Origin of the sequence: Klebsiella indica, from assembly GCF_005860775.1 — a bacterium.
Lineage (GTDB): Bacteria > Pseudomonadota > Gammaproteobacteria > Enterobacterales > Enterobacteriaceae > Klebsiella > Klebsiella indica.
This window is the reverse complement of sequence record NZ_VCHQ01000028.1, coordinates 1-15891: the sequence shown is the minus strand read 5'-3', so window position 1 is coordinate 15891 and position 15891 is coordinate 1. Positions and strand designations below refer to the sequence as shown.

The 15891-nt window shown below is 56.1% G+C and carries 14 protein-coding genes and 1 pseudogene; 5 read left to right on the top strand and 10 right to left on the bottom strand.

Annotated features, from left to right (window positions below):
* A pseudogene (locus tag FE839_RS24780) lies at positions 1-478 on the top strand (hypothetical protein); the annotation flags it as partial.
* 131 nt (positions 479-609) lie between these two features.
* Here FE839_RS24780 and FE839_RS20290 read toward each other — a convergent pair.
* The gene (locus tag FE839_RS20290; RefSeq protein WP_138362586.1) at positions 610-732 is read right to left on the bottom strand and encodes a small membrane protein; all 123 of its coding nucleotides are present in this window, start codon (positions 730-732) and stop codon (positions 610-612) included.
* Between the two features lie 447 nt (positions 733-1179).
* Between FE839_RS20290 and agp the strand changes: the two genes are divergently transcribed.
* Positions 1180-2427, top strand: coding sequence for a bifunctional glucose-1-phosphatase/inositol phosphatase (gene agp / locus FE839_RS20285; protein WP_138362585.1), 1248 nt, complete (start codon positions 1180-1182; stop codon positions 2425-2427).
* A gap of 150 nt (positions 2428-2577) precedes the next feature.
* Here agp and FE839_RS20280 read toward each other — a convergent pair whose 3' ends face one another.
* Both FE839_RS20280 and wrbA read right to left on the bottom strand, forming a co-directional pair.
* Positions 2578-2805: a YccJ family protein gene (locus FE839_RS20280; protein WP_138362584.1), complete on the bottom strand. Its 228-nt coding sequence runs from the start codon at positions 2803-2805 to the stop codon at positions 2578-2580.
* A 19-nt stretch (positions 2806-2824) separates the two neighbouring features.
* On the bottom strand, positions 2825-3421 hold the full coding sequence (wrbA, locus tag FE839_RS20275) for an NAD(P)H:quinone oxidoreductase (protein ID WP_138362583.1): 597 nt from the start codon (positions 3419-3421) through the stop codon (positions 2825-2827).
* A 543-nt stretch (positions 3422-3964) separates the two neighbouring features.
* Between wrbA and FE839_RS20270 the strand changes: the two genes are divergently transcribed.
* Positions 3965-4138: a con-10 family general stress protein gene (locus FE839_RS20270; protein WP_138362582.1), complete on the top strand. Its 174-nt coding sequence runs from the start codon at positions 3965-3967 to the stop codon at positions 4136-4138.
* 251 nt (positions 4139-4389) lie between these two features.
* Here the strand turns inward: FE839_RS20270 and rutF are convergent, their stop codons facing one another.
* From rutF to rutA, 6 genes are read right to left on the bottom strand one after another with little or no spacing between them, the layout of a single operon-like run.
* Complete coding sequence (rutF, locus tag FE839_RS20265) at positions 4390-4884, bottom strand: NADH-dependent FMN reductase RutF (protein WP_138362581.1); 495 nt, start codon at positions 4882-4884, stop codon at positions 4390-4392.
* A gap of 9 nt (positions 4885-4893) precedes the next feature.
* Positions 4894-5484, bottom strand: a complete 591-nt coding sequence (locus tag FE839_RS20260; protein ID WP_138362580.1) for a malonic semialdehyde reductase — start codon at positions 5482-5484, stop codon at positions 4894-4896.
* A complete protein-coding gene (rutD, locus tag FE839_RS20255; protein WP_138362579.1) occupies positions 5481-6284 on the bottom strand; it encodes a pyrimidine utilization protein D in 804 nt (267 codons plus the stop codon). Before rutD ends, FE839_RS20260 begins: the two co-directional genes overlap by 4 nt.
* Positions 6281-6673, bottom strand: a complete 393-nt coding sequence (gene rutC / locus FE839_RS20250) for a pyrimidine utilization protein C (RefSeq protein ID WP_138362578.1) — start codon at positions 6671-6673, stop codon at positions 6281-6283. Before rutC ends, rutD begins: the two co-directional genes overlap by 4 nt.
* Positions 6666-7376, bottom strand: a complete 711-nt coding sequence (rutB, locus tag FE839_RS20245) for a pyrimidine utilization protein B (protein WP_138362577.1) — start codon at positions 7374-7376, stop codon at positions 6666-6668. The genes rutC and rutB overlap by 8 nt, the downstream gene beginning before the upstream one ends.
* Complete coding sequence (gene rutA / locus FE839_RS20240) at positions 7376-8467, bottom strand: pyrimidine utilization protein A (protein WP_138362576.1); 1092 nt, start codon at positions 8465-8467, stop codon at positions 7376-7378. The genes rutB and rutA overlap by 1 nt, the downstream gene beginning before the upstream one ends.
* A 286-nt stretch (positions 8468-8753) precedes the next feature.
* Here rutA and rutR point away from each other — a divergent pair, with 286 nt between their 5' ends.
* Entirely contained in the window at positions 8754-9392 is a 639-nt protein-coding gene (gene rutR / locus FE839_RS20235; protein ID WP_138362575.1) for an HTH-type transcriptional regulator RutR, read from the top strand.
* Between the two features lie 53 nt (positions 9393-9445).
* Here rutR and putA read toward each other — a convergent pair whose 3' ends face one another.
* A complete protein-coding gene (gene putA / locus FE839_RS20230; protein ID WP_138362574.1) occupies positions 9446-13408 on the bottom strand; it encodes a trifunctional transcriptional regulator/proline dehydrogenase/L-glutamate gamma-semialdehyde dehydrogenase in 3963 nt (1320 codons plus the stop codon).
* Positions 13409-13831: 423 nt separating this feature from the next.
* Between putA and putP the strand changes: the two genes are divergently transcribed.
* Positions 13832-15340 carry a sodium/proline symporter PutP gene (gene putP / locus FE839_RS20225; RefSeq protein ID WP_138362573.1) on the top strand — a complete coding sequence of 503 codons (1509 nt, stop codon included), beginning with the start codon at positions 13832-13834 and terminating at the stop codon, positions 15338-15340.
* Positions 15341-15891 lie beyond the last annotated feature (551 nt).

Sequence of the window (15891 nt, the reverse complement as noted above, 5' to 3'; positions counted from 1 at the left end):
GTTATATCCACAGCGTGTGAACGGGCAGGGGGACGTTTCGCCCGTCCCCCTGCACCCCCGGCATTGCGCTGAAAACCTGCCGCTGCGCGGTCCGCTCCACTCCGGCTTCATCTGGCGGACCGGGCGGGACTCGACGCTACTCGTCCCATCCCTGGGACTCGCCCTTCCAGGGCCAGCGCAAGCGCTGTTCAAAATTGCTCCCGGCAATTTTGTCCCTGTCTCGACCCGCCCTCTGGCCGCCGTCCTGGCGGCCAGTCCTGGATGCGCGCCTGCGTTCCCGCCAGGTTTCCTTGATGCGCCCAACCCCCATGCGGTGAGTCCGTTATTCGTCAGGGGCTTTTCAGAGGCTGAAAATCATAAAAAAAGTTATATCCTTTATATTTCAGCCCGTAGTATCAGCTCAGTAAGTGAATCAACCGAATCAGATTTTCGTTTAAACCACCGATTAACGGAACCGCTCAGCCATAAACACAACTGACAGCCCTTAACTGACCTGCATTGCGGCAGCAATAGTGGTTTTTCACTTTGTTTCGCGAACGGTAACTGTTTGCCAGAGGAACGGTTTACCAGGAATAGCAGGGGGCAGAGAGTAAGAATAGTGGGGATGTTTTATTTCTTTTTCTTATGAGTTGGCAGTTGTCCGGAACGCCGATCCTTGACGTAGGACACCAGGCTGTAAATGGCCACACCCAGCAAAACCACCGCGACGATAAAGAGCAGGATACCTGACATACATTAACCTAATAGTCTGTTTAACATGAAGAAAAAATACAGTGATGCAGGGATGATAACATCGGGAAATATCTGAAAGAGAACCCGACTTGTTAGACAAAAGTGGCAGACCAGTGAAATATTGAAATTATTTTTTACATCAATAATCATAAAGTGTAAAGCCGGATTGCTCATTAATTGAACAGTGATGAGCGCGGTGATGAATGTCGCACCGTGAATCCGGTCAGGCACGGCGCACCATCTGTTATGCCACGGGGCAGATTCAGCACCTCTGAACATAGTGGCAGGAATAGCCTAAAAAACCCCGGTTATGTTACTGATATTAGTCATTACGGTGGGGGAGGAGGACGCGGTCTTTCTTTCCTCACTTTGCGAGCTATTGCCAGGAAAAATGTCATAAATTTGTCACAATTAAGGCGATGATAATCACTGACTGAGGATTAAGGGATGAGAAAAAGTCTACTCGCCACCGCAGTGGCAGGCGTCGTTTTACTGTCGGCAGGTGCTCAGGCGCAGGAACAGGCCGCACCGGAAGGGTACCAGCTTCAGCAGGTGCTGATCATGAGCCGCCATAACCTGCGCGCGCCGCTGGCGAACAATGGCAGCGTGCTGGAGCAATCCACGCCGAAGCCGTGGCCGCAGTGGGATGTTCCCGGCGGGCAACTGACCACCAAGGGTGGGGTGCTTGAAGTTTATATGGGGCACTATATGCGTGAATGGCTGGCGCAGCAGGGGCTGGTGACCAGCGGTGAGTGTCCGCCGGAGAACGCGGTCTATGCTTACGCCAATAGCCTGCAACGAACCGTCGCCACGGCGCAGTTCTTCATTACCGGCGCCTTTCCCGGCTGCGGCGTGACGGTGCATCATCAGGAGAAAATGGGCACCATGGACCCAACTTTTAACCCGGTGATCACCGACGATTCCGCCGCATTCAAAGAAAAAGCCGTGCAGGCGATGGAGAAAGAGCGGCAGGGGATGCAGCTTGATGAAAGCTATAAATTACTGGAGACGATGACGGATTACCGTCATTCCCCTTCCTGCAAAGAGAAGCAGCAGTGCTCGCTAAGCGACGGGAAAGATACCTTCAGCGCCCAATACCAGAAGGAGCCGGGCGTATCCGGTCCGCTGAAGGTAGGCAATTCGCTGGTTGACGCTTTTACACTGCAATATTACGAAGGTTTCCCCAAAGATCAGGTGGCCTGGGGGGAAATCAAAAGCGATCAGCAGTGGCGGGTGCTCTCTAAGCTGAAAAATGGCTACCAGGATAGTCTGTTTACCTCTCCGCAAGTGGCGCGCAACGTCGCTAAACCGTTGGTGAAATATATTGATAACGCGCTGGTGGGCGATGCGGAAAGAGCGGCGAAAGTCACGCTGCTGGTGGGGCATGATTCCAATATCGCCTCGCTGCTGACGGCGCTGGATTTTAAAGCTTATCAGTTGCCTGAACAGTACGAACGTACGCCAATCGGCGGCAAGCTGGTGTTCCAGCGCTGGCACGATAAGCGCGGCAATCGTGATTTAATGAAGATTGAGTATGTTTATCAAAGCACTGAGCAACTGCGCAATGCCGAGGCGCTGACCCTGCAATCCCCGCCGCAGCGGGTGACGCTGGCGCTGAACGGTTGTCCGGTGGATGGTAACGGCTTCTGCCCGATGGAAACCTTTAAGAAGGCGATGGCCGAGGCGATAAAATAACCAGTGTTATAAAAAACCGGAGTCATCCGGTTTTTTATAACATCAACAAAATATGGCCGCGCCGTAATGGCGGTGCGGCCATGCACACATGATACCCCGGTAAGCCGTCGCGCTACCGGGGAGACAACCAGGTAAATCATGCCGAACGCGTCAGACGTTTTTACGCTCGATGGTCTGTTCGCCCCAGAACAGAGACGCTTTGTCGGTTTTGGCGAACGCGAGAGGCAAAACGTCATCGCTGCCTTCTTCCCAGATTTGCTCCGCTATTTTTTCATCGTAATTGGCTAATTCAAAAATCGCCTCGGCAATTTCGGGAGAGGTATTGCGTAAACGTGCCCATTCGCCCACGTGGTGGGATTTTGCTTCTTGATTCGGCATGCTTTCCTCCTGCTGAAGATTAACCGTGAAGTTTAACCGCCAGGCTTGCGACATGTTGACCTTGATAGCGAGCAATCGCCAGCTCTTCCTCGCTCGGTTGACGTGAACCGTCTCCCCCGGCGATAGTGGTGGCGCCGTAAGGCGTCCCGCCGCGAACCTGTGATATATCGAACAGTTCCTGAGCGCCGTAACCAATTGGCACAATGATCATCCCGTGATGGGCAAGGGTGGTCCAGGTGGAGGTGATCGTCTGCTCCTGGCCGCCGCCGGTGCCCGTTGAACTGAATACGCTGGCCAGTTTGCCGTACAGCGCACCGGACGCCCACAGGCCGCCAGTTTGATCGAGAAACGTGCGCATTTGTCCGGACATATTGCCGAAACGGGTTGGGGTGCCGAAGATGATGGCATCATATTCTGCCAGTTCCTGCGGTGTGGCAACGGCAGCGTTTTGTGTTTTTCCTCCTGCTTTGGCAAACGCCTCCGCCTGCATGGTTTCCGGTACGCGCTTCACGACCACGTCAACGCCATCGACTTTGTTTGCCCCTTCGGCGACAGCATGCGCCATGGTCTCGATGTGTCCGTACATTGAATAATAAAGCACCAGAATTTTAGCCATTTGCATCACTCCTCGGTTACGTTATGGACCAGTTAATTTACTGGCTACTTTTAAAGATAAGATCTCTGGTGAGGAGTGCAAATGCATCAATCATTTATTTGATTTATAACAAAATTGGAATTATTGATTTTGTCGCAAAATGATACATTTTCTGCTTTGCTCTTTTCGTAACCATAAGAAGCGGTTAGCGGATAACCCGGTGGACAATAAAGATTGTGTTGGCAAAGTTATTTCAGAATGTGACTCTGTTCCGTCAGCATGACGCGCATTCGCTAACCTTAAAGGCACGTGATACGAAAAGGGCGGTGCTCTGTATTACGGAGACGAAAGTCTTGAGATTCACCTCATGCAATATGATGTCCATACCCGTCATATGCCAGGTTGTCTGGTATTGGCTGCGTTGATGCCGTTCATCTCCGGGCCTTGCGCTCAGGGGATACCGCATCAGCGAGTGACGCGGCCATTTCGGGGCTAACGCGTCCCCGGCGTTTTTATCCTGCAACCTGAATGCGTCAGGGTAGATAACCTAAGTGGAGGTCAGTAATGGCAAACCATCGTGGCGGTGCCGGCAACTTTGCCGAAGACCGTGAAAGAGCATCAGAAGCAGGTCGTAAAGGTGGTCAGCATAGCGGGGGGAATTTCAAAAATGATCCCCAGCGCGCATCAGAAGCTGGCAAAAAAGGAGGGAAAAATAGTCACGGTAGCCGCAATAGCTAGTGCGTTGACCGGATTGTTTGCTGATGGGGGAGATCCCGAACACGAACTCATCACCCTTGCCGCCGACGTTTCGTCGGCGGCGTCCATTTCGTCGATCGTCTGGCCCCGGTACATGCTGTGCTGTCGGGGAAGGATGATAGTCACAGGGGAATAGCCCAGGTGCGATGGTAACGGCGGCACCGCGTGTGTCACTGTCTGCGAGAAAATCGAAACACCATATGCAGCCTTACGCTGTTAGCCTGGCGTTAAGGTTAACAGGCTGGCCGCATCAGCGTATGGTAGCCTCGGTCGAACCACATTAATCCGCGCGGCTCAGGGTGGCGAACAATTGCCGCCACCTCGCAAAACAGAATGTCGTGAGTGCCGACGCTGACAACCTGGCTAATACAGCAATCGAAGCTGACCAGCGCGTCTTGCAGACGCGGGCAGCCGGTCACGCCGGTTTGCCAGTCGGCGGCGGCGAAGCGCTCCGTCATCGGTGTTTTGCCGCCAAATATATTCGATAATCCCTCCTGTCCGGCGGCCAGCGTATTGATGCACAGTGTCTTGTGCTGGCTGAATACCGGCCAGACTGAGGCCGAGCGGTTCAGGCACACCAGCAGCGTGGGTGGCGTATCGGTCACGCTACAGACGGCGCTGGCGGTAAATCCCGCGCGTCCGGCGGGACCATCCGTGGTGATAATATTGACCGCCGCCCCGACATGCGCCATGGCATCGCGAAAGCTTTGTTTATCGGCAAGGGACATTCCGGCTCCTTATGCTAACTGGCAGGCATCATCGAAGGGCAAACGTGGCAGGCGATCATACAGTTTGCTGCTATCGCCGTAGCCGATATTAATCAGCAGATTACTCTTCCAGCGGCCATCGGCAAAAAACGCTGCATCCACTTTTTCCCGGTCAAAACCCGACATCGGCCCGGTATCAAGGCCAAGCGCCCGGCAGGCGAAAATCAGATATGCCGCCTGCAATGTGCTGTTGCGAAACGCGGTCTCCTCCGCCAGTTGCGGGCTGGAGGTAAACCAGCTGCGGGCGTCGCCGTGGGGAAACAGTTCCGGCAGCCGATCGTAGAAGGCGCTGTCCCAGGCTACGATCGCGGTGACCGGGGCGTTCATGGTTTTCTCTACATTGCCGCTCGACAGGGTCGGGCGTAGTTTTTCTTTCCCTTCCGGCGTGCGGACGAAAACAATGCGTGCCGGAGAGCAGTTGGCCGAGGTTGGCCCCATTTTCATCAGGTCGTAGATTTCATGTAACTTGTCGTCAGTGACCGCTTTATCCAGCCAGCCATTGTGGGTCCTGGCATCGGTAAACAGGGTAGCACAGGCCGCCCGGCTAATGGCTTCGCTCATAGATTCTCCTTCGCGGCAGGCAGTATGGTGGCCAGCCCGTCACATAAAATGGGGTTAAAGGCGGCAGTATCGGTGACGTTGCAGGCGTGGCCGCCCCAGGCCATTTCCACCCGCTGGCTGCCGGGGATGGCCTCTTGCAGCACGCGGGAACAGGAGGCCGGCACCAGCAGGTCGTCAGCTGCGCTGATAATGAATGTCGGGCAGGTTATTTCCGCCGCCCGGCGTGAAAAGTCGGCTTGCTTCAGGGCATTAAGCCGCTTCAACAGATTATCTTTACCCTGGAAATGGCTGATGGCGAGCGCATCTTCGGCCTCCAGACGCGGCTGGCGAGAAGCCATCCACTCTGCCGGATAGAGAAACAGCGGCTGCGCTTCTACCCAGGCCTGAACGCCCCCGGCGTGCAGCAATCGTTCGCGTACCTGGAAACAGCGGCGGGTATGCGGGGAGAGTTTCAGCCAGCCGTTAACCAGCACCAGAGCGCTTATCGCTTCGGGATAATCAAGCGCCAGTTGCAGACCAATCAACGCGCCCAGCGCATGACCGACCAGCACGAAGCGCATAATTCCCGCTCCCTGCAGCGCGGCGTAAAGCTCCTCCGCCATGGTTGCCATGCTGTAGTCCGCCGGTAGCGGACCGCCGTTTTCTCCGGTGCCGTTATGGTCATAGCTCACCAGTTGGTACTGTGCTTCCAGCGCCGTTCGCTGCGGCAACCAGTAACCGCCCGCGCCGCCGAGCCCGGCGCTCAGCACCACTACCGGCGCGTTCGGATAAGGTGCCGGGGAAATATTCAGCTTGATCATGAGGGTTTCCCGATATGTGCTACAGTCGCGATTTCCACCAGTGCATCTGGCTTCACCAGTCCGCACTGAATGCAGAAGCGTGCCGGTTTGTCGCCGGGGAAAAATTCGGCGTAGACCTCGTTAATCGCGGCGTAGTTTTTCCAGTCGGTGATAAAGATGCTGTTGAAGGTCACATCCTCCATACTGCCTCCCGCCGTCTCGATAACGCTCCTGATGGTTTCCAGTACGTGGCGGGTTTGCGCCTTTGGGTCGCCGATATAGACCACGTTGTTTTGTTTATCAAACGGCAGCGTGCCGGAAACATAAACCACACCGTCGGCCAGCGTACCGGGGACAAATGGTGCAATAGGCGTGGTGGTGCCTGGCGGAATAATCACGTGTTTAGGCATAACGTTTCTCCTCGGGGAATGAGAGTGGTGCGGCGGGGTCAAGGGCCGCACAGAAGCGGGCGACATCGCTGACCCAGCCAAAGAAGGTTTCAATATTGAACAGCGCCGCCTGTTGAGCGAATGCCGGACCGGCCTGGTGAGTTGCGTCTTCCAGAACGATGCCGAAATATTCGAGGAAGAAACCATCTCGCAGGGTGGATTCCACGCAGACGTTGGTGGCGATGCCGGTAAAGACCAGATGGCGAATGCCGCGGCTGCGCAGGATGCTGTCGAGCGCGGTATTGAAGAAGCCGCTGTAGCGCGGTTTCGGCAGCACAATATCGCCGGGCTGCGGCATAAGCTGATCAACCAGTTGATAATCCCAGCCACCTTTCGCCAGCAGCTTGCCCTGGAGTTCCGGGTTCTGACGCATGGTTTTCAGCGCGTTGGATTTATGAAAATTTGGCGAGCCCGGACCGCCCGCTTCAACATACTGGTCGTCCCAGCCGTTCTGGAACCAGATAATCAGCATTCCGGCGGCACGGGCGGCGGCCACGGCGGTGTTGATATTGTCGATGACCGGCTGGGTGGCGGACACATCAAACCCGGCGAGATCGAGATAGCCGCCTTTGCTGGCGTAGGCGTTCTGCATATCCACCACGATCAGCGCGCTTTGCTGCGGCGCAAAGGTCAGGGATTCCGGGCGAGCAGGCAGGGTAATCATCAGGCAACCTCCTGAGTCATTGTGGTAACAGGGGCGCGGCAGCGCATCAGCGGCTGAATGCGCTGACCAAAGGCTTCGATGCCGATAAGGAAATCATCAAACGTCAGCAGCACGCCGTCTGTGCCGGGGACGGTCGCGACTTCGTCAAGCATGCGGGCAACATTGGCATAGGAGCCGACAAGGGTGCCCATATTGATATTGACAGCGGAAGTGGGGTCAGCCATCTGGCGTACGTTGGTATCGCTGCCGGAGCGGGTGTCTTTCTGACTCTGCTCGGTCAGCCATGCCAGAGCCTCTTCATCCGCGCCTGCTTTATAGTGTTCCCATTTGGCGCGGGCCGCTTCATCGGTCTCGTCGGCAATCACCATAAACAGCACATAGGAGCCGACATCGCGACCCGTTTCCTCCGCCGCTTTCATCATGCGGGCGGCGGTGGGGGCAAAGGCGGTGGGCGTATTGACCCCTTTGCCGAAGCAGAAGTTGTAGTCAGCGTATTTCGCGGAGAACGCCATGCCCGCATCGCTTTGCCCGGCGCAGATCACCTTCATCGGCTGCGACGGCTGGGGACTCACGCGGCAGTCGTTCATGGTGAAGTAGTCGCCTTTAAAGTCGCTGTGCCCGGTCCCCCACAGGTCGCGCAGGACCTGGACATACTCAGTGAGATAGTCATAGCGGTTGGCGAAGTAATCATCGCCCGGCCACATGCCCATCTGTTCATATTCCGGTTTTTGCCAGCCGGTCACCAGATTGACGCCAAAGCGACCGCCGGAGATGGAATCAATAGTGGACGCCATGCGGGCGACGATCGCCGGCGGCAACGTCAGCGTGGCGGCGGTGGCGTAAATCTGGATACGCGAGGTCACCGCCGCCAGCCCGGCCATCAGGGTGAAGGATTCAAGGTTATGATCCCAGAATTCGGTTTTACCGCCGAAGCCGCGCAGTTTGATCATCGAGAGCGCGAAATCAAAGTTGTAATGTTCGGCTTTTTGCACGATGGCCTTATTGAGCTCGAACGTTGGCATGTACTGGGGAGCATGGGTGGAAATCAGCCAGCCGTTATTACCGATCGGAACGAAGACACCAATTTTCATACCTACCTCTCTGCATGTCGTTGAACAAGAAGGCGCGCGGCGTTGCATCCTGCAGCTTCCTCGGTCACCCCGCGTTATAGATAAAGCAAAGACGATGCCAGTTTTTGAAAGGTTAATGTTATTAATGTGTTGCAATATAGTTGCTTAAAATGGCAGCAATAAAAGTGGACTGAATGGTCAAAAATAGTGCACGAAAAAAACGCAGTCGTGCGCAATGGGAGTGCAGAGAGTCGTGTCGGCGCCGGGCTTTTGTTATGCTGATGGTCTGAAAAGAAGGAGATGAGCTATGGCACAGGGCGCCGTGAAAAAGAGCGGTAAACGTTCACAGGCGGTGAGCGCGAAAAAAGCGGCTATTCTGGCTGCGGCGCTGGACGCGTTCTCGCAGTTTGGTATCCACGGTACGCGCCTTGAACAGGTGGCTGAGCTGGCCGGGGTATCGAAAACCAATATGCTCTATTACTACCCGTCAAAAGAGGCGCTGTATATCGCCGTGCTGCAGCAGATTCTGGCTATCTGGCTAATGCCGCTGAAAGCTTTTCGCGAAGATATCAGTCCGCTGGTCGCTATCGGTGAATATATTCGCCTTAAGCTGGAGGTATCCCGCGACCACCCTGAGGCGTCGAGGCTGTTTTGTCTTGAAATGCTTCAGGGCGCGCCGTTGCTGATGGCAGAACTTACCGGCGATTTGAAAGCGCTGGTGGATGAGAAGTCGGCGATTATTTCCCGCTGGGTTGAGAGCGGTAAACTTGCTCCTGTTGATCCTCAGCATTTGATCTTTATGATTTGGGCAACAACTCAACATTATGCTGACTTCGCCACCCAGGTTGAGGCGATAACCGGCGCGACGCTTCGCGATGAGGCGTTTTTTCAGCAGACCGTTGACAACGTGCAGCGGATGATTCTCGACGGTATTCGCGTGCGTTAATTGACGGGCGGCGCTGTGCGACAGATGCGCCGCGCCGCCTACGGGAAACAACCTTAGCCAATGGTCATCAGACTGGCGTTGCCGCCTGCGGCGGCGGTATTGACGCTGAGTGAACGTTCAATATAGAGGCGTTCCAGCAGCAGATTGCTGTCACCACGGGCGAACCCCTGCACCGAAATAATGGCTCCCTCGCGCGCCGCGACCTGCTCGCACAGCTCACGCAACTGATCGGAGTCGCCGTGATAAATAACCGCATCGAAAGGCTGGGCCGTCAGGGTTTCCGCTTTTGCAAAGTGGATCCGTTCGCTGACGTCAGGCGGCAGTTTTTTCGCCAGCTCGCGCTGCAGAGGCGCGTCAGGCCACAGTACTTCACAACCGACTGCGGTTACGCCCGCTAACTGAGTTAACGCATCCTGCTCATTATCGGCCACGCACAGCACGCGATTGCGCGGCATAAAGGTCAGGGTGTTGCGTTCGCCGGTGGGGCCTGGCAGCAGGCGCTGAGTCCCGGCCTGCGCCTGTTCGGCGAACTGCTGGCACAGAGACTGCAATTCCGGGCGATCCGCCGCCCACTGCTGTAGCGCGAGCAAGGGTTTTTCCAGCAGCGTTTTCAACTGCGCATCCAGCGGGTACTCCGCATCCTGGCGGGTGAGGGTGATCCCGACGGCGTTTTGCGGACGGCAGGCGAGCAGGCGGTAGAGATACAGCGGGCCGCCGGCTTTCGGACCGGTGCCCGATAGCCCTTCGCCGCCAAATGGCTGTACGCCGACCACGGCGCCGACCATATTGCGGTTGACATACAGGTTGCCGACATGGGCGCTACCGGTGACCTGGGCGATCGTTTCGTCAATGCGGGTATGCACGCCCAGGGTCAGGCCGTAGCCGGAGGCGTTAATCTGCTCAAGCAACTGATCCAGTTCGTTGCGGTGATAACGCACCACGTGCAGGACCGGGCCGAAGACCTCTTTTTTCAGCTCATCGACGCTGTCGAGTTCAATCAGCGTTGGCGGCACAAAAGTGCCGGTGTCCCACTCGCGGGAATCCTCGCTGTTTTCACGCACCGCCTGGAAGACGGTTCGTCCTTTGCCCCGCAGCGCCTGGATATGACGCTCAATGTTCTCTTTGGCTTCTGCATCAATCACCGGCCCGATATCGGTCGTCAGGCGGCCGGGATTGCCCATCCGGCACTCGGCCATCGCGCCGCGCAGCATGGTCAGCGTATGGTCGGCAATCTCCTCCTGCAGACAGAGCACCCGCAAAGCGGAGCAGCGCTGACCGGCGCTGTCGAACGCCGAGGCAAGTACATCGATCACCACCTGCTCGGTTAAGGCGGAAGAGTCAACGATCATCGCGTTCATCCCGCCGGTTTCGGCAATCAGCGGAGTTGGCCGACCCTGCGTATCAAGGCGGCTGGCGATATTGCGTTGCAGCAGGGTGGCGACGTCGGTTGAGCCGGTAAACATGACGCCGCGCACCCGTTCATCGGCAGTCAACGCGGCGCCGACGGTCTCCCCGCGGCCCGGCAATAGCTGAATAACGCCCGGTGGTACGCCAGCCTCCAGCAGGATCGCCACGCCCCGGGCAGCGATAAGCGGCGTCTGTTCGGCGGGTTTCGCCAGCACGGTATTGCCTGCCGCCAGCGCGGCGGCAATCTGTCCGGTAAATATCGCCAGCGGGAAGTTCCACGGGCTGATACACACCACCGGCCCCAGCGGGCGATGGGTTTCGTTATCAAAATCGTCGCGGACCTGACCCGCATAATAGTGGAGGAAATCTACCGCTTCGCGTACTTCAGCAATGGCGTTGCTGAAAGTCTTGCCGGCTTCCCGCACCAGGATACCCATCAGGGTCGGCATCTGGCCTTCCATCAATACCGCTGCGCGTTCGAGGATCGCCGCGCGCTCCTGCGGCGGGGTGGCGAACCAGATTGGCGCAAGGTTGACCGCGCTGGTCAGCGCCTGCTGAACTTCAGCGTCGCTGGTTTCTCGCGCGTAACCGACGATATCTTTTGGTTCCGCCGGGTTAATCACCGCCTGCATCTCACCTTCGGCAACCGACTGCTCCAGCATCGGCAGCGCCTGCCATTTATGTAATGCGCTATTTAATAAAGAGGAGGAGAGGGAGGCCAGTCGATGTTCATTGGCCAGATCCAGACCGGCCGAGTTGCTGCGCCCTTTGCCGTAAAGATCGCGCGGCAGGGGGATTTTCGGATGCGGCAGGCCAGGCTGACCTTCCTGCTGGGCCAGCTTTTCCACGGCGGCAACCGGATCGGCAACCAGTTCATCCAGCGGCAGCGTGCTGTCCGCAATACGGTTAACAAAAGAGGTGTTAGCGCCGTTCTCCAGCAGACGGCGCACCAGATACGCCAGCAGCGTCTCATGAGTGCCGACCGGGGCGTAAATACGGCACGGTCGGTTGAGTTTACCATCAGCGACCTTACCGGTGACCTGCTCATACAGCGGTTCGCCCATGCCATGCAGGCACTGGAATTCGTATTGTCCCGGATAGTAGTTCTGTCCGGCCAGGTGATAAATCGCCGCCAGGGTATGGGCGTTATGAGTGGCGAACTGCGGATAGATCAGGTTCGGCGCCGCCAGCAGCTTTTTCGCGCAGGCCAGATAAGAGACGTCGGTGTAGACCTTGCGGGTATAGACCGGATAGCCTTCGAGACCGTCCATCTGCGCGCGTTTGATTTCGCTGTCCCAGTAGGCGCCTTTCACCAGGCGGATCATCAGGCGACGATGGCAACGGGTTGCAAGGTCGATCAGGTAGTCAATGACGAACGGGCAGCGTTTCTGGTAGGCCTGAATAACAAAACCAATGCCATTCCATCCCGCCAGTTCCGGTTCAAAACAGAGTTTTTCCAGCAGGTCGAGTGAGATCTCCAGACGATCGGCCTCCTCGGCGTCGATATTGATGCCGATATCGTACTGGCGCGCCAGCAGGGTCAGGGACTTCAGCCGGGGGTAAAGCTCCTCCATCGCGCGGTCGTACTGGGCGCGGCTGTAGCGGGGGTGCAGTGCGGAGAGTTTGATTGAAATGCCCGGTCCTTCATAAATGCCGCGCCCGTTTGAGGCTTTGCCGATGGCATGGATCGCCTGCTGGTAGGAGACCATATAGGCCTGCGCGTCGGCGGCGGTCAGCGCCGCTTCGCCCAGCATATCGTAGGAGTAACGGAAGCCTTTATCTTCCAGCTTACGGGCGTTAGCCAGCGCTTCAGCGATAGTTTCCCCGGTGACGAACTGCTCGCCCATCAGGCGCATGGCCATATCGACGCCTTTGCGGATCAAAGGTTCGCCGCTCTTACCGATAATGCGGTTCAGCGAGCGCGACAGGCTGGTTTCATTATGGGTGGAAACCAGTCTGCCGGTAAACAGCAGTCCCCAGGTGGCGGCGTTGACGAACAACGAGGGGCTACGGCCAATATGCGACTGCCAGTTGCCGTTGCTGATTTTGTCGCGGATCAGCGCATCGCGGGTGGCTTTATCGGGAATACGCAGCAGAGCCTCTGCCAGGCACATTAGTGCGATGCCCTCCTGTGAGGAGAGTGAAAATTCCTGTAACAGACTCTGCACCATCCCGGCGCGGCCGCTGGCGGTTTTTTGATTACGTAGTTTTTCTGCCAGTTGATAAGCGAGCTTATGTGTCTGTTCACTCAGATTCTGCGGCAGACGGGCCTGCTCCAGCAGCATCGGTACGGCATCGGTTTCGGCCCGCCGCCAGGCGGCGGTAATCGCGGCGCGAGAGACGGATTGCGGCAGGATCTGCTCGGCGAATTCAAGGAACGGCTGATAAGGCTCATCGCCTGGCGTACCGGCTTCTTCACCCTCATTAACCTCACCGGAAAACCTTCCCGAAAGTTCCGGCAACGCTTGGTCGCTTTCCAGCTTTTCCAGATAGTTGAAGATGGCCTGTTTAATCAACCAGTGTGGCGTGCGGTCAATACGGCTTGCCGCGGATTTAATACGTTCGCGCGTCGCTTCGTCCAGTTTTACACCCATGGTGGTGGTGCCCATATCAGGAACTCCTGCAATAGATTATCAGTGTCGTTATGCGGTTGCGTAGAAATATCCACCATGTTGCAACTTTGTGCAACCTTGTTAATTGAGAATTGTGTTGCGGGCAGAAAAATGCCTCATTTGTTAAAAAATATAATGAAAATTACGCAGATTTATCCCTTATGGATAAGGTTTTTGTCTGCGTGACTTAACACTTTTTCATGGTGCAACCGATAAAAACGTGAGAGAGTGCAACCTATAACAAAATGGAGTTTGGCCCCGGAGGCATTTCGTGTAAATGCTGTGTTAAATCGTTTGTGAAAAAACAAAGCTTCCGTCAGGATACGGTCGCCCAATACAACCAATATGCCATTACCCCGTTCCGGTAATGGAAAAACGACAAATTTGGACGCTGTCGACAAAAATTCTGGAGATTTTTACATGGCTATTAGCACACCCATGTTAGTGACTTTTATTGTTTATATTTTTGGTATGGTTCTTATCGGTTTTATTGCCTGGCGTTCCACCAGAAATTTCGATGATTATATTCTCGGTGGCCGTAGTCTCGGCCCATTTGTCACGGCGCTCTCCGCCGGGGCTTCCGATATGAGCGGTTGGCTGCTGATGGGGCTGCCAGGCGCGATATTTATTTCCGGTATTTCCGAAAGCTGGATCGCCATTGGTCTGACGCTGGGCGCGTGGATCAACTGGAAACTGGTGGCAGGGCGTTTACGCGTGCATACCGAGGTTAATAATAACGCCCTGACGCTGCCGGATTATTTCACCGGCCGTTTTGAAGATACCAGTCGTGTGCTGCGAATTATTTCGGCGCTGGTGATTTTGCTGTTTTTCACCATTTATTGTGCTTCCGGCATTGTGGCCGGTGCCCGGTTGTTTGAAAGTACCTTCGGGATGAGCTACGAAACCGCGCTGTGGGCGGGGGCGGCGGCAACCATTGTGTATACTTTCGTCGGGGGATTCCTTGCGGTGAGCTGGACCGATACCGTCCAGGCCAGCCTGATGATATTCGCTCTGCTGCTGACGCCGATAATGGTGATCATTTCCGTCGGCAGTTTTGGTGATTCGCTGGAAGTGATTAAGCAAAAGAGCATTGAGAATATTGATATGCTCAAGGGGCTGAACGTTGTGGCGATTATCTCTTTGATGGGCTGGGGGCTAGGCTATTTTGGTCAGCCGCATATCCTGGCGCGTTTTATGGCGGCGGACTCCCACCACAGTATTGTACACGCGCGTCGTATCAGCATGACCTGGATGATTCTCTGCCTGGCGGGGGCTGTTGCCGTCGGTTTCTTTGGTATCGCTTATTTCACCACTCATCCGGGAGTGGCCGGCGCAGTGAATCAGAATGCTGAACGCGTCTTTATTGAACTGGCGCAAATTTTATTCAACCCGTGGATTGCGGGGATCCTGTTATCGGCGATTCTGGCGGCGGTGATGTCGACGCTGAGCTGCCAGCTGCTGGTGTGCTCCAGCGCGATTACCGAAGATTTGTATAAAGCGTTTCTGCGTAAAAATGCCGGTCAGCAAGAGCTGGTATGGGTGGGGCGCTTTATGGTGTTGCTGGTTGCGCTGGTGTCTATCGCCCTGGCTGCAAACCCGGAGAATCGGGTACTGGGTCTGGTGAGCTATGCCTGGGCTGGCTTCGGCGCGGCGTTTGGCCCGGTGGTGCTGTTCTCAGTGATGTGGTCGCGTATGACGCGTAATGGCGCGCTGGCCGGGATGATTATCGGCGCGTTGACCGTGATCATCTGGAAACAGTTCGGCTGGCTGGGTTTGTATGAAATCATTCCGGGTTTCATTTTCGGCAGTCTGGGCATTGTGGTCTTTAGTCTGCTGGGGAGCGCCCCCTCCGCTGAGATGCAAAGACGCTTTGCCGAAGCGGACGCGCATTATCACTCCGCGCCGTCGCAATCCGCGACCGCCGAATAATCCTGCGCCCGCGTTATGCGCAATGCGGGTCAGTTAAGGGGTGTCAGTTGTGTTTATGGCTGGCTGAGCGGTTCTGTTAATCGGTGGTTTAAACGAAAATCTGATTCAGTTGATTCGCTTACTGAGCTGATACGGGCTGAAATATAAAGGATATAACCTTTTTATAATTTTCAGCCTCTGAAAAGCCACTGACGAATAACGGACTCACCGCATGGGGGTTGGGCGCATCAAGGAAACCTGGCGGGAACGCAGGCGCGCATCCAGGACTGGCCGCCAGGACGGCGGCCAGAGGGCGGGTCGAGACAGGGACAAAATTGCCGGGAGCAATTTTGAACAGCGCTTGCGCTGGCCCTGGAAGGGCGAGTCCCAGGGATGGGACGAGTAGCGTCGAGTCCCGCCCGGTCCGCCAGATGAAGCCGGAGTGGAGCGGACCGCGCAGCGGCAGGTTTTCAGCGCAATGCCGGGGGTGCAGGGGGACGGGCGAAACGTCCCCCTGCCCGTTCACACGCTGTGGATATAACGAATATCCGCGAATTTATCGTGAACGGAAC